This window comes from Mycobacterium sp. TY815 (assembly GCF_030755135.1).
Classification (GTDB): Bacteria; Actinomycetota; Actinomycetes; order Mycobacteriales; family Mycobacteriaceae; genus Mycobacterium.
In genome coordinates this window covers 4,248,240-4,267,443 of sequence record NZ_JAUFRX010000001.1, presented here as the reverse complement: position 1 = coordinate 4,267,443, position 19,204 = coordinate 4,248,240, and the positions used below count along the sequence as shown (strand labels likewise).

Sequence of the window (19,204 nt, the reverse complement as noted above, 5' to 3'; positions counted from 1 at the left end):
GCCAGTCACACCAGCGACCCTAACCTAAAGCCCTCACAGACCACTCGCGAGTCGCTGCAAGATGTCGGCGGTCGGTTCGGCGGCTGCGTGTCGGTAGCCGGTGCCCGCCCACAGGTGGACGAAGTCGGGCTGACCGGCCGCCGCGGCGGCCTTGCGAAGCGGGCTGGTGAGGTGGTGAATCGCCGGATAGCCCAAGGGTGCGTCCGCCTCGTGCGTGTCGATGAAGGCGTTGCGCAGGCCGCGGGCAGGCCGGCCGGTGAATGCTCGGGTGAGCACCGTCTCGGTTCGGGCCGGGTCGATCAGGGCGGCCTGGTGGGTGGCCGATGCGCCGCTTTCAGTGGCGCGGAGCAGCACGGTGCCGACGACGGCCGCCGCGGCGCCGGCGTGGACGACGTCGGCCACATCCCGTGGTGTTGCCAGTCCGCCGCCGGCGATGACCGGAAGCTCGACGGCCCGCGTGATGTCGGAGACGAGCGTGGTGATCGGCGTCGAGGCCAATGGCCGGGCCGGGGACAGCGTGCCGGAATGGCCGCCGGCGGTGTGGGCCTGGACCGCCAGCGCGTCGACGCCGACATCGCGGGCGGCCATCGCCTCGGCCGGGTTGGTGACGGTCTGCACGACGACGGTGCCGGCCGCTTTGAGCGCGGCGATCACCCGCTGCGACGGGATGCCGAAGGTGAAGCTCACCAACGGGACCGGGTCCTCCAGGAGAAGCCGAATCTTGTCCTCGAAGCTGTCGGTGTCTTCGATAGGCTCGGCGGGCAGCGTCACGCCGAACCGCACGGCGTCTCGCTGGATCTCGGCGGCGTACCACCGATACAGCTCAGGGTCCACGGGCAGCGGGTTGGGCGCAAACACGTTGACGCCGAACGGGATTGAATCGGCACGGACCAGCCTAATCTGCTCCTCGAGGAGTTGCGGGCTCTTGTAGCCGGCCGCAACCATGCCCAGGCTGCCGGCGCGGCCCGCGGCCGTCACCATCGCCGCAGAGGTGGGGCCGCCGGCCATCGGCGCGGCCAGCACCGGCAGGGTGATTCCCAGTTGCGACAACATGATGATCAGCTCCGCCGAAGACCGTCGAGGGCGACATCGGTCACCCGCTCAGCGAGTTCGGCGTTGTATCCCTGCATGGCCTGACACCCCACCAGCAGTGTTTTCACCTCCGGCACACCGACATCCGGCCGCGCCGTACCGGCTTGCTGGGCGGCGCGCAGCAGGTCGGCCAGCATGTTCAGGAATTCCTCTTCGGCCTGGGGGACCGCCTTGGTGACGTCGATCCCGATTCCGGCCAGGGCTTCGACCAGCCCCCGGTCGGCGGCACCCCACTGCAGCACCATCGACCGCAAGAAGGTGAACAGGGCCTGGCCGGGGTCCTCGGATTGCAGCAGGGCGCGACCCTTGTCGATGAGGTGGTTCATCCGGTCGGCGATTACCGCCTGGAACAGCGCGTCCTTGGTCGGGAAATGCCGATAGACAGTGCCCGCGCCGACGCCCGCGCGTCGCGCGATTTCGTCTATCGGCACCGACAAGCCCTCGGCCGCGAAAGTCTGGTAGGCGACATCGAGAACGCGCGCCCGATTGCGGGCGGCGTCGGCCCGTACCGGCCGCTCGGCGGTCGCCACTTCGAACCTCCCTGAACACAATTGTTGACAAAACGGGGCGCACGTTCCGTATAGTTATAGTAAAGCGGAGCGCTCGCCCCGTTTGGACATCTTCCGTGTTGAGACTGCGCTGAGGGTGGCGGCCACTCGTAGTTCGCCGCCCTCGCTGCAGGGTCAACGACGATGTGCAGACAAAACGGAGCGCTCGCCCCGGATCATAGCGAGGAGTTCCCCATGGCGAAATGGACCGCCACCGACATTCCCGACCAGACCGGCCGCACCGCCGTGATCACCGGCGCCAACACCGGCCTGGGCTTCGAAACGGCGGCCGCCCTGGCCGCCCACGGGGCACGCGTGGTGCTGGCCGTGCGCAATCTGGACAAAGGTAAGCAGGCCGTCGACCGGATCACGGCCGCCACGCCGGGGGCCGAGGTGCAGCTGCAGGAACTCGACCTCGGTTCGCTGGCGTCCGTAAGGGACGCCGCAGCGCAGCTGCGTGCGAACCACGACCGCATCGATCTGTTGATCAACAATGCGGGCGTCATGTATCCGCCCAAGTCGACCACCGCGGACGGCTTCGAAATGCAGTTCGGCACAAACCATCTGGGCCACTTCGCACTGACCGGCCTGCTGCTGGACCGGTTGCTGCCGGTTCCGGGGTCGCGCGTGGTCGTCGTCAGCAGCGTCGGCCACCGGATCCGGGCCGCGATCCATTTCGACGATCTGCAGTGGGAGCGCAGCTACAGCCGGGTCGGCGCCTACGGGCAGTCCAAGCTCGCCAATCTGCTGTTCACCTATGAACTGCAGCGCCGGCTGGCTCCGCGCGGCACTACGGTCGCGGTGGCGGCGCACCCGGGCGTCTCCGACACCGAACTGACCCGGCACATGCCGACGCTGCTCGCCCGGCTGGGTAAACCGCTGTTCCAGCCGGCGGAGCTGGGCGCCCTGCCCACGCTGCGGGCCGCCACCGACCCTGCCGTGCAGGGCGGCCAGTACTACGGACCCGACGGGTTTCAGGAAGTCCGCGGATACCCGAAACTTGTTGCCTCCAGCGCACAATCGCACGACGTGAACCTGCAGCGCCGGCTGTGGGCGGTGTCGGAGGAACTGACCGGGGTCACCTACGACGTCTAGCCCCGACGCGGTGGGCTTCAATGGGCCGATGCGGGCGCTGAGAATGACCACCCTGTCCATCGCTGCGACGGTGCTGGTCGGCTGTGGCATGGGAGCGCCGGGCGGTCGGCCGGCACCGGCCGCGGGTTCCATGGGGGACTTCGCCGGGCCGGTCGAGATCGGCAACGGCCGGCACCTGTATCTACAGTGCCGCGGCCGCGGCGCCCCGACCGTCATCCTGGAATCCGGGTACCACAACTCCGCCGACCCGTGGAGCCAGTCCGACGCCGCCGATCCGGCCAAGGGACCCGCCGTGTTGCCCGCGTTGGCCGGCGCCCACCGCGTCTGCGCCTACGACCGGCCCGGGACACTGCGTAATTCCGACCCGCCCACCCTCTCCGATCGCAGTTCGTCGGTCCCGATGCCGCGCACCGCGAGTGACGTCGTGAGCGACCTGCATACGCTGATCGAGGCCGCGCACCTTCCTGGCCCCTTCGTACTCGTCGGTCACTCGCTGGGCGGCCTGTTCATCCGGTTGTACGCCCAGACCTACCCCGCGCAGGTGCGCGGACTGGTCTTCGTTGACGCGTTCGCTGCCGAGATCCCCGAGCTGCTGGGATCCGATTGGCCGTCCTATCGACGGGCGCTGGACGGGCCACCGCCGCAGTTTGCGGATTCATCGTCGTTCGAAATCGTGGACATCGACCGCAGTGTCGCGCAGGTCAACGCCGCGCCGGCGGTGCCAAATGTTCCGGCCGCGGTCCTGACGAGGACGGAACCATTCCTGATTCCCCCCGACCTGCCCGCGGACAAGGGCGAAAAACTGGAACAGGCTTGGCGCGACGCCACCACCGACCTGGTCGCCCTGCGCCCGCAGACCCCCCGGATCGCCGCGACCGGCAGCGACCATTTCGTCCAGATCCACCAACCCGACTTGGTCGCTGCCAGTGTGGAATTGGTGATTCAGCGATCCGTCCGTTGATCGGCGGCACCGTCACTGGCGGCGGGGCCAGCGACTCAGAGATGCGATTCTGCGTTGCCCGGACGCGAAGACGCTGTTGCCGGAGTTCCCGATTCTTCTGAAAAAAACTGCCGCGCAGAACCATTCGGACGGCGCTCGGGAACGGGTCCGCCGTCGTCATCCGGGCTCGCGATGTTTGCTTTGCCGGGCGGCGTGTGGGCAACGCTTCGTCGCCGGTATGCCGACTCGAGAACTGCCGGAACGTTGGCGAGGTTGCGGTGTACCGCCGCGAGCTGCTGCAGGGTGGAAATGTGTTGACCCGTAACCATTGCGGCCTCGCGCTCGGCGTCGAGAAGAAGCTGCGACGCGGAAGCGCCGGCTTCAGCGAGTAGCCTGTCAGCCTCGGCGCGGGCCGCGACGACGATGTTCGCCCCCTCGGCATGGGCTTCGCTGAGCAACGCATCGGCAGCAGCTTGCGCATTGTTGACCAGTGCGGCCGCATCCTCAGCGGCAGCGCTTTGCATTTTCGCTACTTCGTCGACCGTCGTGTGCAGCAATTTCGAGATCCGTTGGGCCACAGCCTGTGGAGACGTCGACACGTCGTACAAGGTGGCGACTTCCGTCTTGAGGGCAACGATCTCCTTGTGTGCTTCGGACAACTGATCGCGCAGTAACTGGTTCTCGTTGAGTAGCGACTGCTTCGAATGGGCCTCTAACCAGAGGAACTCATCAACCGCAGTCTGCTCGTAACCGTTGCGGACGCGGGGAAACTTCGGACCGCCGTGAGTCGTCACTGGTGTGCCTGCCTTGATCGCGGGGGACGTGATTGGCTTCATCATTGACCGCGAGGACCCGGGCCGCCGGCGCCGCCGACCACACTGCCTTCACCGGTGGGTTCTCCGGCAGCGCCTCCGGCTGCGGCAGCGCCTCCCGCTGCGGCAGCGCCTCCGCCTGCGGCAGCGCCTCCGGCTGCGGCAGCGCCTCCGGCAACCGCGCACGCTGCGGCTGCGGCGCCGCCGGCCCCTACCGCACCTGGTATTGGAACCGCCAGCGGTACGGCGGCCGGCACTGCCAACGGCACCACCACGGGCACCGGACCGGGTAGGACTACCGGGTCGGCGACCGCGGCACCTATGGGTGGCACCGGCCCACCCTTGCCGGTGGGGGCCGGGCCCCCGCCGGGTGCCGGATCCGCCGTACCGGCTTGCCCCACCGTCGTTGCCGCACCGCCACCTGCCGCGACTTCGCCACCGGGTGAGCCTGCGGCCGCACCTGCGGCCGTGCCCCCGCCAACCGCGCCACCCGCACCAGCAGGACCGCCTTCCACGACACCGCCGCCGCCAGCGGCAGCCCCGGCACCTGCCGCGCCGCCAGCGGCAGCCCCGGCTCCGCCGGCACCTCCCGCGCCGCCGCCAGCGGCAGCCCCGGCTCCGCCGGCACCTGCCGCGCCGACGACGGGCACTGCCAGAGGAACTGCCCCGGCGATCGGAACAGGCACCGCACCGGCCACCACTGGCCCGGGCAGCACGACGGGCGCAGCGACCGGGGCCGGCTGCTCGACACAGGCCGGACCGCCGGCGATGAACGGGAGGGCCCGGGCACCGGGACTGGTCGCGAGTGTGGTTGCGCAAAGGGCGGCGCCCGCCGCGACCGACATTTGAATTAGTCGAACCACTTTCACGGAAGTATCTCCCTTTTTCGGGCTGCGGTGTGCTCACCGCCAGATGGTTGGTCCGAACCGTATGCCGCGCGGCGAATAATTCCTAGAGTCCGAATAACTATGTTTATGAAACTGTTGTTATCTGAAACGCAATGGGCTCATTTCGCCCGACGGATAACACGCCGCAGCACTAATTACATAAGTGTAATTAAAAGGACGTTATATCGCGGATGTGTTCCGCGCAGCCGCGTCGTGGTACTTACCGCGTCGCTCTGCCGGCGAGATCCGTCCTTTGACCTGCATATATCGCGATAGCGTGGCGCGCTGCCGGTACAGTCGGGGGCCGCTGAGTGTCTTGAAAAGAACGCCTTTGTCTCATGTAAGTATTACGCGTCTTGCGCCGGACTAAATTGACCCAGTTCATACATTTCTGGTTTTTGCATTACAGATTCGTCCACCGGATATGCGCGCAACCGTGCGGGAGGGCGATCAACATGTCGGCTGCGCGGCACTGTTCTGCCGAATTTTAATTTTGTATACATCATGCCAAACGCATATCTGCGTTGCGTGCGGGTCCGAAGATGCGGTCCTTTAGCCCTGAACAGTGGCGGCATGTGTGCCGGCGCGACGACCCGCATACACGCAGTCGGCCAGCGAGAGTCCGCTGACGTAGGAGTTGGAGCAGATGCCCGTCGCGGTGCGTCCCGCGCTGTACAGCCCGGGGATCGCGGCGCCCGCAGCGTCGAGCACTGCGCCGGTGGTCTCGTCGACCCGGATGCCGCCCAGCGTCAGCATTGGCGTCGGGTTGAGCAGGTTGGGCCGGATCGAGATGTTCAGCAGCGTGAAGGGCGGTTGATCGATTCGGCGTACGAAGTCCGCCGGCTTGCCGACCGGGTCCGCGGTACCGGTGTCGATGGCCCTGTTGTGTGCCTCGACGGTGGCGACCAGACCTTCCGGGTCGATACCGGCCCGCTGCGCGACTTCACGCAGTGAGGCGCCCTTGACCGAGTCAAGGAACATCAGTGCGGCCGACTGCGCGCGCTGAAACCACAACGGCTGCTTGATCATCTGGCGCCGCGCCTCTTTGATCAGGGCCGCGTCGGCGAGCAGCCAGCCCTTGCCGTGATGGTGCCGCACCATCTGATAGCCGACCGCCGCACCGTAGCGGCTTTCGTCGATGACTCGCTGTCCCTGCTCGTCGACGATGATCGCACTGATGAATGCACTTGGGGGCGTGATGAATCGCCATGCGGACACGTTGTCCATCCGCTCGGTGACCGCGCCGGCACCCTGTGCCATCGCGATGCCGCTGCCGTCATCACCGCTGGTGCCGAGCTGCAACCCGCCCAGGTATTGGGGCGCAAAGCGTTTGACCCATTCGGTATTGGCCATGTAGCCGCCGGCGCAGATGATCACCCCGCGCCGCGCCCGGATCCGAACCGGCCGCGCGTAACGCCGCTCGAGTGCGCGCAGCTGCCGTTCCATCAGGGCGCGCAGCGGCGGATAGTAGATGCCGGGCTTGGTCGACAACCCGGCCAGCCGTGCATAACGCTTCTGAATCCGGGCCGGAGCATGGCGCATCGTCGTCGCCTCCACTCCGATCACGCGGCCGTCGGAGTCCTGGACCAATGTGTCGGCGCGGGTATGGGGAGAGAACCGAACCCCAAGCGCCAGCGCGGATTTGGCCAGCGGTTCGTACATCTTCTTGCCGGACGTGCCCTTGCCCTTCACCCGGTGCCCGCGCTGCACGGGTGGTGTCTGTGCGCGGAATGCTCCGGCATTCTCGCTGCCGGAGTGATAGAGGTAGTAGTGGTTGTTGGGGTAGGACGTCTTGTACGGGCACACCGTGGAATCGAACGGTACGCCGTAATCGCTGAGCCACCGGATCATTTCGGGGCTGCCTGCCACGAACGATTCCAATGTCTGCGGGCTGACGGCGTCTCCGACTTCCAGACGCAGATAGGTGAGCATCTGCTCGTAGCTGTCCTTCACACCCGCCTGCTGCTGAACCCAGGTGCCACCGCCGGCGTAGATGATCCCGCCCGACAACGCAGTCGAGCCTCCACCGTTGGCGCGATCGAGCGCGAGCACATCGGCGCCGTTCTCCCGGGCGGCGATGGCCGCGCAGGTGCCGGCCGCCCCGAAACCGACCACCACCACGTCGGCGGACTCGGTGAAGGACGGCTCACCCATCGGCCGGCTCCTGTCCGCTGCCGTCTGCGATGTTGACGACGACGGCTGTGACATTGTCCGGCCCACCAGCTTTGAGAGCCGCCTCGATCAGCGCCTCGCACGCGTCGGCGGGCTCGGGATGGGAATCGAGGATCTGCGCCAGTGCGGAATCGTCGACCACACCGTGCAACCCGTCGCTGGACAACAGGATCCGGTCGCCGGCCTGCAGGTCCACCGCCGCGGCATCGGGCAGCGGGCGGGGGAACATCGCCACGTGCCGGGTGAGAATCGCCCGCGCGGGATGGCGTTCGGCTTCCTCGACCGACACCTCACCGGCATCGATCATGTCCTGAATCACGCTGTGGTCCCTGGTGATCTGCTGCAGCCGCTGTTCGCGGAGGAGGTAGGCCCGGCTGTCGCCGAGGTGGGCGACAAGCGCCCGCTCGCCCGCCACCACCACAGCCACCACCGTCGTGTTGGCGCCGGCGGCACGATCGTCGGACGCCGCGTACGCGCGGAAGTCGTCGCAGTATTCGACCAGGGCCCGCCCGAGCAGATCGGCGGCGTCATCGCCGTCGTCGGGCTTGAGATGACGGCGCACATAGGTAGGCAGCAATTCGACCACCAGAGCCGCCGCCAACGCACCGTCGGTGCTGCAGGCCACGCCGTCGGCCACCATGAACAGCGACTGTTCCGGATCGGCGCCCCAGCGGTCCTGGTTGGTGGCGCGTATGCGCCCAATGTCGCTGAGGCCCGCGAACGTCGGCACCAGGGCTGCCGTCATCGCGGAAGGCCGCTGTCGCCGCCGGTCATCCGCTCGGATTCGGGCAGGTCGAGATAACGCTCGAGATTGCGGTGCATGTTGATCACACGGCGTTCCTCACTGGACAGCACCAAATGGGTGAAGCCGGGTTGATGCAGGCCACGTTGCAAGCCCGGCAACACCCGGATGTCCTGGGTGAGCACGACGCCGGGTTCGGCGTCGCCGGCCGACACCCGCACGTCGGTGGGCTTGGCGCGGGCGGCTCCCGGCGGCATCCGCGTCATCAGGAACATGGTGAGCTCGCCCTGATCGGGGTCGGATCCGGGACGCGACGTCATGATGGTCAGGTGGTCGGCGTTGACCAGGAACGTCATGTTGGGGAACACGTTGTACTGATGTAACCGGGTGACCCGGTCGGTGTCGGCCCAGTCCAGGTCGACCCCACGCCCAGCGGCGAACGCCCGGGTGTGAGCCGCGATCAGATCGGCGACCGTCTGCCCCGGCCGGCGTTCGTCGGCGGGAAACGGCGTGCCCTCGGGTGCGCCCATCAGGGCGCCCTGGGTGTAAACGTAGGCGTCCCAGACTTCTTCGTCGCTGAGCGAGCCGTGAAAGCGTGGGCTCGGCACGCCGTATGGTTGATCAGACTTGCCGGCATGCTGCCAAATCTGTTGTGGCGCATGAACATCGTCGACACAACGCAGCAGTTCGGGATGCAGCGTCTGGATGTGGTACGTCTCGCTGTAGCCGTCAGCGATCGTCTTCCAGTTGGCCTCGACTTCCACGGTTAGCGTTGCGTAGCAACGGAAATCGTCGATGTTGCACCAGGCGATATCCCGGGGGATCTCATCCAGGTATTCGTTCAGCGGCATCGCATCGAGGTCGAGGTTGACGAAAACCATCCCCTCGAAGGTGTCGACCCGGGCCGGCAGTAGCGGGAAATCGGACATTCGCAGCGAGCCGAAGCCCTTGCGGTCGGGCACCCGCTTGAGCGTGCCGGCCAGATCCCAGGTCCAGCCGTGATAGCCGCACTTGAGTTCGGACAGCCCCGAACCCGAGCCCACGCACAGCGAGTTCCCGCGATGCCGGCAGGCATTCTGGAACGCACGAAGCACCCCGTCGTCGCCACGAACGATCAGGACACCGTATGGGCCGCAGCGATATTCGAAGTAGTCACCTGCCTTGGCCACGTGGTCGACCATGCAGGCCACCTGCCACACCTTCGGCCACATCCGCTCGACTTCCAGTGCGGCGAACGCCGGAGAGTAGTAGCGATCCGCCGGCACCCGGGTGGGTGAGTTCGGCGGAGTGCCGATCGCGTCCTCGTCGCGGCTGCGGGCTCCCGCGCCGGCGGCGTTGACGGTGGGTGTCTTCACGAGGGCAGCTTAGCGCGCTCCGCGTACCAGGCGGCCCGGACGTGCTCCGGTGTCGACGTCCTTGCGGCGGGTCACGGTGCCGCTGACGATCGTGGCGGCATATCCGCTGGCGCCCTGCAGGATTCGCCGCCCACCTGCAGGGAGGTCATAGGCCATGGCCGCGGGGTGCAGGGTCAGGGCATTGAGGTCGATGACGTTGATGTCGGCCTTCTTGCCCGCCTCGATGGTGCCGCGGTCGGTGAGGCCGAACAGATGGGCGGTATCGCGGGACTGCTTGCGGATCACGTACTCCAGCGACAGCTTCTCGCCGCGGCTGCGGTCCCGGGCCCAGTGGGTCAGCAGGAAGGTGGGATAGGAAGCGTCGCAGATCATCCCGCAGTGCGCACCGCCGTCGGAGAGGCCGAGCACCCCCGCGGGATGCAGCATCATCTCCCGAATGGCGTCATGATTGCCGTCGGCGTAGTTGAACAACGGCAACATCAGCATCGCGGTCGCGTCGGCTTCGAGCATCAGGTCGTACAGCGTCGACAGCGGGTCCTCGCCGCGGGCCTGGGCGATTGCGGCTACCGTGCGGTCCGGCGTGGGCTCGTAGTCCGGCGGGTTACCGAGTGCATACAGCCGTCCCAGCGAGTGCTGCACCATCGCGAACATCCCGTCGAACAACACGCCCGGGTCCAGCGGTAGATCGTCCTCGGACAGGATCGCGGCCTTCACCGCGGGATCGGCCAGGCGCTGGGCGAGCTCTTCGCGAGTGCACTCGGCTTTGAGCCGGCGGTAGGTGGGCCGGTGGGTGAAGCCGTGATGACCCTGGAACCCGATCATCATGCCGAACGGCCGGGCCGCGATCTGCGGGTGCAACCGGCTGCCTTCGGCGTGCGCGGCAGCGGAGACGTCCAACTGCTCGCGCCAGAGATTCGGGTCGGCGTCGACCTGGATCAGGGCGAAGGACACCGGCCGGTCGATCTCGCGGCTCAACCGGCGCATCCAGTCCAGTTCCTTCTTGGGCCCGACGATGTCTTCACCGGCTGCCCCCTGCGGTGCCAGCTCGAACACGGCCTGACCGCCGGCGGCCATCGCGCGGCCCAGTCCGAACAGCTCCTCTTCGGCGGCGAAAGTGCCCGGGACGGGTTCGCCGTCCATCGCCACATGCGCCAGGGTGCGCGATGTCGAGAATCCGAGCGCGCCTGCCTCTACCGCCTCCCGGACCAGCCTGCCCATCGCCTCGATGTCTTCAGGGGTGGCCGGCTCGTTGCGCGCGCCCCGTTCGCCCATCGCGTACGCGCGGACGGCGCCGTGGGCGACCTGGCTGCCCACGTCGATGGAAAACTGCTGCTTGCAGATGGCGTCGAGATACTCGGGGTAGGTCTCCCAGCCCCAGGTGATGCCTTCGGTGAGTGCGGTGCCCGGGATGTCCTCGACACCCTCCATCAGCTTGATCAGCCAGTCTTCGGTGCCGGGCCGGACCGGCGCGAAACCAACCCCACAGTTGCCGGTGACGACCGTCGTGACACCGTGCCCGCTGGAGGGCTCCAGCAGGCTGTCCCAACTGACCTGGCCGTCGTAATGGGTGTGGATGTCGACGAAGCCGGGCGCCACCACATGCCCCGTCGCATCGATGGTCTCCGCGGCCTCACCGGCGAGCCCGGGGCCGTCGGCGTCGCGGCGCGCGACTTCGACGATCTTGCCGTCCTTGATGCCGATGTCGGCCAGATAGCGTTGCGCACCCGTACCGTCCACGACGGTGCCACCGGTGATTTTCAGGTCGAACATGACTGCCTCCGAGGCGGGGACCAAGTACTGAGGCGGGGACCAAGTACTGGCGGGGGATTATTTCGCTACGGTGCGTAGCGTATGTAGTGACGGTATGCGCCGCATCCGCCGCAGTCAATGAATCCGGGAAACTGTCAGTGAGCGGGCGCGGTCAGCCGCTTCCACTTCAGGGTGACCTGAGTGCCGTGCGGCGTGCCGTCAATATCGGCTTCGTCGGCGAGGACGCGCATCAGCGGGATGCCGCGACCCCGGGTCATGTCCCTCGTGCCGGCGCGGTGACGCCAGCGGCCCCGATCCTTGACCGTGACGGCAAGCGTGTCCGATTGAGGGTCGTAGGCAGCGCTGACGTCCATCGTCCCGGGATCCGGGGTGTCGGTGTAGGCGAACTCGGCGGCGTTGGCCAGCGCCTCGCTGACCGCCAGCACGAGGTCACTGAACCGCTCGGCGCCCAGCGTGAAGTGCCGATCGAGCCAATTGCGGAACTCGGCGCGGATCCGGTTGGCGCTGAGTGCGTCGGCGGCCACCCGCAAACGGACAAAGCGGGACCGATCGTCGAGAGGTGTCATGCGGGGCCGACAGTCAGCGTGTCCGGCCCTCCCGCGTACAACCAGGTTCAGGCACCAGCGATCCAGCTCAGCGCGTTATCCAGGGTGCGGTGCAGCGACAACAGACTGTCGATGCCCATCAGTTTGATGGGACGGCTGGTGGCGGGACCGTCGGCCACCACCGCGAAGCGGGTGGGCGGCGACACCTCGGCCTGTCCATTGACCAGAACACTCAGGCCGGCAGAGGCCAGAAACTCGACCTTGGTCAGGTCGACGACCAGAGCCGCGGGCTTGGGAGCCAGCGCCGCATGGATCGACTCGGCCAGCTGTGGAGCGCTGAGCATGTCCACTTCGCCCGAGACGGCGAGCACCACAGCGCCGTCCGTCTCGTACTGTTCGACTTCGAAAGGGGCTCGATTCACTGAATCGCCGGGTTGATCGACCATGCTGTATCTCAAATCCATCCTTGCGGGAAAACGCTAGTTTTCAGACAACCACGCCAAACCGGGGCTGTTGCTTCAACCCGCCGAACACCGCCAGATTCTGCGCCGGCAAACGCGGCGTGGCGGCAGTTAACAGAGGTCAATTCTAAGTCACGGACGAAAAAGCCCTGACAGGTGCTGTCTACGACGGTGTGTAGGACAAAACCCGGTCCGGGGCTTGTGCGCGTTGGTAGCGTCTGGGAATGCTCTTTGCGGCCCTGCGCGATATGCAATGGCGGAAGCGGCGCCTCGTCATCGCCATTGTCAGCACCGGACTCATCTTCGGGATGACGCTCGTCATGAGCGGGCTCGCCAATGGCTTCACCGTCGAGGCGCGCAACACCGTTGATTCGCTGGGTGTCGACGCGTTCGTGGTCAAGGACGGCTCTGCCGGACCGTTTCTGGGGTCGACTCCGTTTCCCGATGTCGACCTGGCCCGGGTGAGAAGTGAAGCCGGAGTGTCCGCGGCGGCGCCGCTGGGTTGCGTGGGGACGATCATGAAGGAGGGTGCGTCGACGCGGAATGTCACCGCCTTCGGTGCGCCCGAGCGCGGACCCGGTATGCCTCGGGTCTCCGAAGGACGGACGCCGTCCCGTCCCGACGAGGTCGCCGCCTCGAGCGTCCTGGGCCGTCACCTCGGGGACACCATCCAGGTCGGTGCGCACACTTTGAAGATCGTCGGCATCGTGCCCAACTCGACGGCGCTGGCGAAGATCCCCAACATCTTCCTGACCACCGAGGGTCTGCAGCAGGTTGCCTACAACGCGCAGCCCATGGTCACCTCGATCGGTGTCGACGGCACTCCGCGCGCCCTCCCGCCGGGTTATCGCACCTTCGACCGCGACGGCGCCGTCAAGGACCTGATCCGGCCATTGAAAGTGGCGGTCAACTCGATCACGATCGTGGCCATCCTGTTGTGGATTGTGGCGGTGCTGATCGTCGGTTCGGTGGTGTACCTGTCCGCGCTGGAACGGGTGCGGGACTTCGCGGTGTTCAAGGCGATCGGCACGCCGACGCGTTCGATCCTGGCCGGGCTGGCACTGCAGGCGCTGATCGTCTCGCTGCTGGCCGCGGTGGTAGGCGTTATCCTTTCCAAGCTGTTGGCGCCGTTGTTCCCGATGGTCGTCGCGGTGCCGTCACTCGCCTACGTGCTGCTACCGGTGGTCGCCATCGTCATCGGCCTGCTGGCCAGCCTCGCTGGGCTGCGGCGTGTGGTGGCCATCGATCCCGCTCTCGCGTTCGGAGGACCCTGACCGGTGGGCGATCTCAGCATTCAGAACCTGGTCGTCGAGTACTACAGCGGCGGCTACGCCCTGCGTCCGATCAACGGGCTGAACCTCGACGTGACGTCCGGGTCGCTGGTGATCCTGCTCGGACCCAGCGGGTGCGGAAAGACGACGCTGCTGTCCTGCCTGGGTGGGATCCTGCGGCCCAAGTCCGGGGCGATCAAATTCGACGACCTGGACATCACGACACTCGACGGCGCGGCGCTGGCGAAGTACCGGCGCGACAAGGTCGGCATCGTCTTCCAGGCGTTCAATCTGGTGCCCAGCCTCACCGCCCTGGAGAACGTGATGGTGCCGATGCGTGCGGCCGGCATGTCGCGCGCCGCCTCGCGTAAGCGCGCCGTGGAGTTGCTCGAGCGCGTCAACCTCGGGGAGCGGATGAAGCACCGCCCGGGCGACCTCAGCGGCGGGCAGCAGCAGCGTGTCGCAGTCGCCCGCGCGATCGCGCTGGATCCGCCTCTGATCCTGGCCGACGAACCCACCGCCCATCTCGACTTCATCCAGGTCGAGGAGGTGCTGCGGCTGATTCGCGAACTCGCCGACGGTGACCGGGTAGTGGTGGTGGCAACCCACGACAGCCGGATGCTGCCGTTGGCCGATCGCGTCGTCGAGCTGACACCCGACTTCGCCGAAACGGATCGTGAACCGGAAACGGTGCAGTTGAAGGCCGGAGAGGTGCTCTTCGAGCAGAGCACGATGGGCGAGCTGATCTACGTGGTCAGCGAGGGCGAGATCGAGATCGTGCACGAAATGGCCGACGGCGGTGAGGAAGTGTTCAAGGTGGTCGGCCCCGGGGACTACTTCGGCGAGATCGGCGTGCTGTTCCATCTACCGCGCTCTGCCACCGCGCGCGCCCGCTCCGCCGCGACCGTCGTCGGCTACACCGCGCCGGCCTTCCGGGAGCGGCTGGGTACCGGCGGACTGCGTGACCTGATTGAGCACCGCGCCCTGGGCAGCGACTGACGATTGAACGCAGCGCGGCACCGCTTCGTGGTGCGGTGTGAGCACGGCTCCGCTGTGTCGGGACAGCATGGAGAGGACGGCGATATGGGACCGGGCGAAGACGACGAGCTATCGGGGCGGCCCACGCTGGATCGGCGCCGCGCGCTGCTGGGGATGGGTGCGGTGGCCGGGTTTGCCGCCGTCGACGTCGGTGGTTTCGCCTATGCCGGGGGCTGGCTGCGGCCCGACGCGTTGACCCCGGCGCGGTTCACCGACCGCTTCGAGAACGTCTACGGGCGCCACGACGGCTTTCGCCGCAACCACGCCAAAGGCCTCAGCGCCACCGGAACGTTCGAGAGCAACGGGTCCGGTGCGAGTGTCTGCCGGGCAGCGGTGTTCGAACGCGGCACGGTTCCGGTGATCGGCCGGTTCTCGCTGGGGGGCGGCCTGCCCGATCAACCCGACAAAGCCGATACGGTTCGCGGGCTGGGCCTGTTGCTTCAGACATCGAACGGTCAGCAGTGGCGCACCGCCATGATCAACCTGCCGGTCTTCACCGACAGCACACCGCAGGGTTTCTACGAGCGCATGCTGGCCGGCAAGCCGCAGCCTGACACCGGCAAGCCCGACCCGCAACGGATGGCCGAATTCCTCACGCGCCACCCCGAGACAGCGGCGGCGATGAAGATCATCAGAGAGGCGCCGCCCAGTGCCGGTTTCGCCGACACAACCTTCAACGGGCTCAACGCTTTTCGCTTCACCAACTCCTCCGGCGCGACGGTCGCGGTACGGTGGTCCGTCATTCCGATCGACGATGGGCAGGGTGCCGGGCCGCCGTCGTCCGGCAAGGACTATCTGTTCGACGACTTAATCCGCGCGGTGGCTCAGCGGCCGGTGCGCTGGCGTCTGATTCTGACCGTCGCCGAACCCGGCGACCCCACCAACGACGCCACCAAACCGTGGCCCCCGACGCGCCGCACGATCGACGCGGGCATCATCACCATCACCGGGGTGCAGACCGAAGCGCCCGGCAACGCAAGGGATGTCAACTTCGATCCGACAGTGCTGCCGGACGGTATGGCGTTGTCGGACGACCCGATTCCCAAAGCCCGGGCAGGCGTGTACGCGAGGTCTTTCACCCGCCGTGCCGAAGAGCCGAAGTCGCCCAGCGAGGTTCGCGTCTGATGGCAGCAAAGGGAAGCAGTTCACCGCGTTTCGCCCTGCCCTCGCGGATACTGCACTGGTTGATGGCGCCGATGGTCATTGCGCAACTCCTCATCGGGGTGACGATGGTGGCGTCGTTGGCCTACTACCCGCTACTCCTGGCCATTCACCGCCCGCTGGGTGTGCTCATTCTGATCTTCGCCGTGATCCGACTGGTGAACCGGTGGACCCACACGCTGCCGCCGTTTCTGGCCACCATGGGCCCCGCCGAACGTCGCATCGCCTCGTACTCGGAGTACCTGCTGTATGGGCTGCTGCTCGTCCAGCCGCTGACCGGGTGGGCGATGTTGTCCGCCGCGCGCAATCCGATCGTCTCGCTGGGCCCGTTCCATCTGCCCGGCATCACACCGCACAACATCGACCTCTATGCGTTGCTGCGCCAGGCTCACGGCGTCTTCGCGCTGCTGCTGTTCCTGACGTTCACGGCACACGTCAGTGCGGTGCTGTTCCACACGTTCGTCTTGCGGGATCGCATCATCGACCGAATGGCCGTGTGGCCGACCAGACGCCGCTGATCAGCGGTGGTGCTGGCTGAAGAATTGCCAGATGGTGTCGGTGGCGTCCAGTGCGGTGGACGGTTCCGGCAGGCCCAGCCGCTCCGGGATGGGGCCGCGGACACCACCCGGCCACTGGTGGCCGGCGTCGGCTATCGAGATCAATTCGACGGTGCGGCCGTCGGGGCATGTCGCGGTCTCGGTGGTCACCACACCGGCCGTGGTCGAGGCCGGCGGCCCGCAGTTGTCGATGGTGCGCCACGCGGCGGTCACCGTCGGCACCGGCGGCCCGTCCACTCGTGGAGTTCCGTCGGGCTTCAATGACTTCCCCGGCCCGCCCTGGTAGGGAACACTCGCGTCGGCGGTGCCGTGGATTTGCAGCACTGACGTCGGTCGCGCGCGGGAACAATCGGTGACCAGGGTGCCGGCCACCGGTGCGATCGCGGCGAATAAGTCCGTCTCACACGCCAGCCGCAGCGACATCATCGCCCCGTTCGACATGCCGGTCACATACACCCGGGACAGGTCCACGGCCGTCTGGCGTTCGATGGCGGCGACGACGGCGCCGATGAAACCGACATCGTCGAGGTTGGTCTGCGACGGATTCCCGCAGCATGACCCGGCGTTCCAGGCCCGGCCCTGACCGTCGGGATAGGCGACCAGGAAATGTCCTTTGTCGGCCTCGCTGTCCCAGTGGTAGGCGCTTTCGGCTTGCGCGCCGCTGCCGAAACCACCGTGCAGCATCACCACCAGCGGGGCGGCGCCCGTCAATCCCTGGGGCCGGTACACATGGAATGTTCGGTCGGCGCCGGCCCATTCGAGGTGCTGGGAGGATTTACCGACCGGAATGGTCGTGGGCTCCGGCGACCCCACCGCGTGGCCGCCACCAAAACAACCGCCCACCAGGACAACCACGGCGGCAAGAGCGACAGCAATGCGGGCCCGGGCGTGAGATGCCATCAGCCCATGGTGACACCCGCCACGGAGAATGACAAGTTACTTGTCAAAATCCCGGACGGTGGCAGACTCTGCAGTCATGCGACGCGACGCCCAGTGGGAGCCCACGGTGCCGGCACTGGTCCAACGGCTGGCCGCCGCCGGCGGACCCCGGCTCAAAAGTGCGTTCGCGGCGGCCGGGCTGGACGGGATCCGGCCGGCCCAAGCGGTGGCGCTGGTGCCGCTGGCTACCGGCGGTTTACATGCGTCTGACCTGGCGGACCGGTTGGGGGTGAGCCGTCAGGCGGTGGCTCAGGCCGTCGCGGCACTGGAGCGGCACGGTTACGTCACCCGGGAATCGAACCCGGATGACGCCCGCACCAGAATCATCGAACTCACCCCGCGGGGTCGCCAGACGCTGCGCGTGATGCGTTCTACCGCACTGGAATTAGAGGGACACTGGGAGCAGGTACTGGGGCAGCGGCGGCTCGGTGAACTGCGTGCGACACTGCAGATGCTGCTGGCTGCGCCGTATTCGGCAAGCCGCTGAGGGCCGGCCCGACGCGGGCGGCTACCACCCGAGCGGTCAGTAGCGCCACAAGCATGACCGAAACACACACCAGCCCATCGTCTTTCAGTCCCCACTTCACCGCGGCCAGCAGCGCTGCCCCGGCCACGCACAACAGGGTGCCGACCACTGCGCCGCGCCGGACCGATGTGATGGTGGGGCAGCCATCCCAGCCCGGAAGCGGATTGTTCTCCAATGGGCGCAGTGCCACGAACAGCACGGCCACCACCCCGATCATGATGAAGAGCTGCTCGAACGTGACGGCGAGAAAGTCCGGCCGGCCCGGGTAGCGCGGGTGGCCGAAGCTGTCGAAGAGAACGTGCACGGCCAGCAGTGCAGGCATGTGCCACAGGTACAGGGTCATCGCCCCGGAGTTGCCGATCGCCGTGAACCACCACACCCGGGGCCGCCGTGCCCACCGGTTGATCGTCGGTGCTGCGGCGATTGCCAACGCGCTCAACACAATCGCGTGCCCCGCGAGCAACAGTGACGGGGGGCTCATGTTGGCCAGCCGCATGCCCTCGATGCCGACCAGGCTCAGCTCGTAGGGTCCCCAGGTCAGCAGCGCCACATTGACTGCCAGCATCGCCGCGGCCGTAGTGAGTGTCGCGCGCCCGGTGAGCAGGCCCCGGCGGTAGGCCACACCGAACATGCCGGGAATCAGCCAGACCGCCATATTGAGGTAGCCGAGCGGCGCCGCCGCCACCCAGTGCAAGCGGGCGGCGTCGATGACCGCGGCCAGGGTGTAGACCACGACGACCCCGGCAACCAGCCGGGCGGAAGTGGTGATCCGGGCCAGCATGGGCATCGAGGCCAGCACCAGCACGTACACCCCGAGGAACCAGAGCAACTGGATACTGATCCCGGCCACGGGTTCGTAAACATGTTGGGGCAGAACAGGATAGAGTGCCATGAGGGTGACTGCCCAGAAAGCGAAGTAGTAGAACACCGGCCGGAACAGCCGGGTGCAGCGCTTCATCAGCCAGGAACCCCAATTGTCACCGGGATGCCAGGACGCCACGCACGCGGCGGCGCCGGCGAAGAAGAACAACGGCATGATCTGGAAGATCCAGGTCAGCGCCTGAAACACCACGGACGTGGAAAGCAGGTTGTCCCAGAAGAAAACGCCACCCCGAATGATGCTGATGGCCATGACGGAGTGGCCGATCACCACGCCGATCAGGGCGGTGATCCGAATGACGTCGATTGCGCGATCGCGGTCGGAGGGGGTGCGCGCGTCCAGTTCGGTGGGGCTGGGAAAGCCCATCAAAGTGGTCATTCAAGCAGCATTGCGGCTCTGCGCCGGTCGATGCG

At 67.0% G+C, this 19,204-nt stretch carries 18 protein-coding genes and 1 pseudogene; 7 read left to right on the top strand and 12 right to left on the bottom strand.

All coding sequences use genetic code 11. From position 1 onward, the window contains the following. Positions 1-33: 33 nt before the first annotated feature. Both QXK92_RS18585 and QXK92_RS18580 read right to left on the bottom strand, forming a co-directional pair. Positions 34-1,053, bottom strand: a complete 1,020-nt coding sequence (locus tag QXK92_RS18585) for a nitronate monooxygenase family protein (protein WP_306243628.1) — start codon at positions 1,051-1,053, stop codon at positions 34-36. A gap of 5 nt (positions 1,054-1,058) precedes the next feature. Then, positions 1,059-1,622 (bottom strand): TetR/AcrR family transcriptional regulator, encoded by a 564-nt coding sequence (locus tag QXK92_RS18580; protein ID WP_306243626.1) that lies wholly within the window; start codon positions 1,620-1,622, stop codon positions 1,059-1,061. A gap of 213 nt (positions 1,623-1,835) precedes the next feature. On the opposite strand from QXK92_RS18580, the gene QXK92_RS18575 reads away from it, so the two are divergent. Further along, positions 1,836-2,735 carry an SDR family NAD(P)-dependent oxidoreductase gene (locus tag QXK92_RS18575; protein ID WP_306243625.1) on the top strand — a complete coding sequence of 300 codons (900 nt, stop codon included), beginning with the start codon at positions 1,836-1,838 and terminating at the stop codon, positions 2,733-2,735. Positions 2,736-2,763: 28 nt separating this feature from the next. Next, entirely contained in the window at positions 2,764-3,696 is a 933-nt protein-coding gene (locus QXK92_RS18570; protein ID WP_306243623.1) for an alpha/beta fold hydrolase, read from the top strand. A 35-nt stretch (positions 3,697-3,731) separates the two neighbouring features. Here QXK92_RS18570 and QXK92_RS18565 read toward each other — a convergent pair whose 3' ends face one another. From QXK92_RS18565 to QXK92_RS18530, 8 genes are all read right to left on the bottom strand, one after another. Continuing rightward, the gene (locus QXK92_RS18565; RefSeq protein WP_306243622.1) at positions 3,732-4,469 is read right to left on the bottom strand and encodes a hypothetical protein; all 738 of its coding nucleotides are present in this window, start codon (positions 4,467-4,469) and stop codon (positions 3,732-3,734) included. A 41-nt stretch (positions 4,470-4,510) separates the two neighbouring features. Then, positions 4,511-5,332: a hypothetical protein gene (locus tag QXK92_RS18560; RefSeq protein ID WP_306243620.1), complete on the bottom strand. Its 822-nt coding sequence runs from the start codon at positions 5,330-5,332 to the stop codon at positions 4,511-4,513. Positions 5,333-5,926: 594 nt separating this feature from the next. Next, positions 5,927-7,528 carry an FAD-binding protein gene (locus tag QXK92_RS18555; protein WP_306243618.1) on the bottom strand — a complete coding sequence of 534 codons (1,602 nt, stop codon included), beginning with the start codon at positions 7,526-7,528 and terminating at the stop codon, positions 5,927-5,929. Next, positions 7,521-8,291, bottom strand: a complete 771-nt coding sequence (locus QXK92_RS18550) for a PP2C family serine/threonine-protein phosphatase (protein ID WP_306243617.1) — start codon at positions 8,289-8,291, stop codon at positions 7,521-7,523. Before QXK92_RS18550 ends, QXK92_RS18555 begins: the two co-directional genes overlap by 8 nt. Then, positions 8,288-9,643: an aromatic ring-hydroxylating dioxygenase subunit alpha gene (locus tag QXK92_RS18545; protein WP_306243616.1), complete on the bottom strand. Its 1,356-nt coding sequence runs from the start codon at positions 9,641-9,643 to the stop codon at positions 8,288-8,290. Before QXK92_RS18545 ends, QXK92_RS18550 begins: the two co-directional genes overlap by 4 nt. Positions 9,644-9,652: 9 nt before the next feature. Then, positions 9,653-11,413, bottom strand: coding sequence for an amidohydrolase family protein (locus QXK92_RS18540; protein WP_306243614.1), 1,761 nt, complete (start codon positions 11,411-11,413; stop codon positions 9,653-9,655). 134 nt (positions 11,414-11,547) lie between these two features. Beyond that, positions 11,548-11,979 (bottom strand): ATP-binding protein, encoded by a 432-nt coding sequence (locus tag QXK92_RS18535; RefSeq protein ID WP_306243612.1) that lies wholly within the window; start codon positions 11,977-11,979, stop codon positions 11,548-11,550. Positions 11,980-12,026: 47 nt separating this feature from the next. Next, positions 12,027-12,404 carry an STAS domain-containing protein gene (locus QXK92_RS18530; protein ID WP_306243610.1) on the bottom strand — a complete coding sequence of 126 codons (378 nt, stop codon included), beginning with the start codon at positions 12,402-12,404 and terminating at the stop codon, positions 12,027-12,029. Between the two features lie 239 nt (positions 12,405-12,643). Here QXK92_RS18530 and QXK92_RS18525 point away from each other — a divergent pair, with 239 nt between their 5' ends. The 4 genes from QXK92_RS18525 to QXK92_RS18510 all read left to right on the top strand — a co-directional run bounded on the left by QXK92_RS18525 (position 12,644) and on the right by QXK92_RS18510 (position 16,407). Then, complete coding sequence (locus QXK92_RS18525; protein WP_306243608.1) at positions 12,644-13,693, top strand: FtsX-like permease family protein; 1,050 nt, start codon at positions 12,644-12,646, stop codon at positions 13,691-13,693. 3 nt (positions 13,694-13,696) lie between these two features. Beyond that, positions 13,697-14,689, top strand: coding sequence for an ATP-binding cassette domain-containing protein (locus QXK92_RS18520; protein WP_306243606.1), 993 nt, complete (start codon positions 13,697-13,699; stop codon positions 14,687-14,689). An 84-nt stretch (positions 14,690-14,773) separates the two neighbouring features. Then, entirely contained in the window at positions 14,774-15,853 is a 1,080-nt protein-coding gene (locus QXK92_RS18515; protein ID WP_306243605.1) for a catalase family peroxidase, read from the top strand. After that, on the top strand, positions 15,853-16,407 hold the full coding sequence (locus QXK92_RS18510; RefSeq protein ID WP_306243603.1) for a cytochrome b: 555 nt from the start codon (positions 15,853-15,855) through the stop codon (positions 16,405-16,407). The genes QXK92_RS18515 and QXK92_RS18510 overlap by 1 nt, the downstream gene beginning before the upstream one ends. On the opposite strand, the gene QXK92_RS18505 is transcribed toward QXK92_RS18510, so the two are convergent. Next, a complete protein-coding gene (locus QXK92_RS18505; RefSeq protein ID WP_306243602.1) occupies positions 16,408-17,346 on the bottom strand; it encodes a PHB depolymerase family esterase in 939 nt (312 codons plus the stop codon). A gap of 76 nt (positions 17,347-17,422) precedes the next feature. On the opposite strand from QXK92_RS18505, the gene QXK92_RS18500 reads away from it, so the two are divergent. After that, positions 17,423-17,872, top strand: a complete 450-nt coding sequence (locus QXK92_RS18500) for a MarR family winged helix-turn-helix transcriptional regulator (RefSeq protein ID WP_306244523.1) — start codon at positions 17,423-17,425, stop codon at positions 17,870-17,872. Here the strand turns inward: QXK92_RS18500 and QXK92_RS18495 are convergent. After that, positions 17,838-19,169 (bottom strand): annotated as a pseudogene (locus QXK92_RS18495) (acyltransferase); the annotation flags it as partial. The gene QXK92_RS18500 and the pseudogene QXK92_RS18495 sit on opposite strands and share 35 nt — an antisense overlap. Positions 19,170-19,204 lie beyond the last annotated feature (35 nt).

Coding starts and splice junctions, on each gene's coding strand:
- QXK92_RS18525 (WP_306243608.1), top strand. CDS start 12,644: ATGCTCTTTGCGGCCCTGCGCGATATGCAATGGCGGAAGCGGCGCCTC.
- QXK92_RS18535 (WP_306243612.1), bottom strand. CDS start 11,979: ATGACACCTCTCGACGATCGGTCCCGCTTTGTCCGTTTGCGGGTGGCC.
- QXK92_RS18510 (WP_306243603.1), top strand. CDS start 15,853: ATGGCAGCAAAGGGAAGCAGTTCACCGCGTTTCGCCCTGCCCTCGCGG.
- QXK92_RS18515 (WP_306243605.1), top strand. CDS start 14,774: ATGGGACCGGGCGAAGACGACGAGCTATCGGGGCGGCCCACGCTGGAT.
- QXK92_RS18530 (WP_306243610.1), bottom strand. CDS start 12,404: ATGGTCGATCAACCCGGCGATTCAGTGAATCGAGCCCCTTTCGAAGTC.
- QXK92_RS18560 (WP_306243620.1), bottom strand. CDS start 5,332: ATGTCGGTCGCGGCGGGCGCCGCCCTTTGCGCAACCACACTCGCGACC.
- QXK92_RS18555 (WP_306243618.1), bottom strand. CDS start 7,528: ATGGGTGAGCCGTCCTTCACCGAGTCCGCCGACGTGGTGGTGGTCGGT.
- QXK92_RS18505 (WP_306243602.1), bottom strand. CDS start 17,346: ATGGCATCTCACGCCCGGGCCCGCATTGCTGTCGCTCTTGCCGCCGTG.
- QXK92_RS18540 (WP_306243614.1), bottom strand. CDS start 11,413: ATGTTCGACCTGAAAATCACCGGTGGCACCGTCGTGGACGGTACGGGT.
- QXK92_RS18585 (WP_306243628.1), bottom strand. CDS start 1,053: ATGTTGTCGCAACTGGGAATCACCCTGCCGGTGCTGGCCGCGCCGATG.
- QXK92_RS18570 (WP_306243623.1), top strand. CDS start 2,764: ATGCGGGCGCTGAGAATGACCACCCTGTCCATCGCTGCGACGGTGCTG.
- QXK92_RS18575 (WP_306243625.1), top strand. CDS start 1,836: ATGGCGAAATGGACCGCCACCGACATTCCCGACCAGACCGGCCGCACC.
- QXK92_RS18500 (WP_306244523.1), top strand. CDS start 17,423: ATGCGACGCGACGCCCAGTGGGAGCCCACGGTGCCGGCACTGGTCCAA.
- QXK92_RS18550 (WP_306243617.1), bottom strand. CDS start 8,291: ATGACGGCAGCCCTGGTGCCGACGTTCGCGGGCCTCAGCGACATTGGG.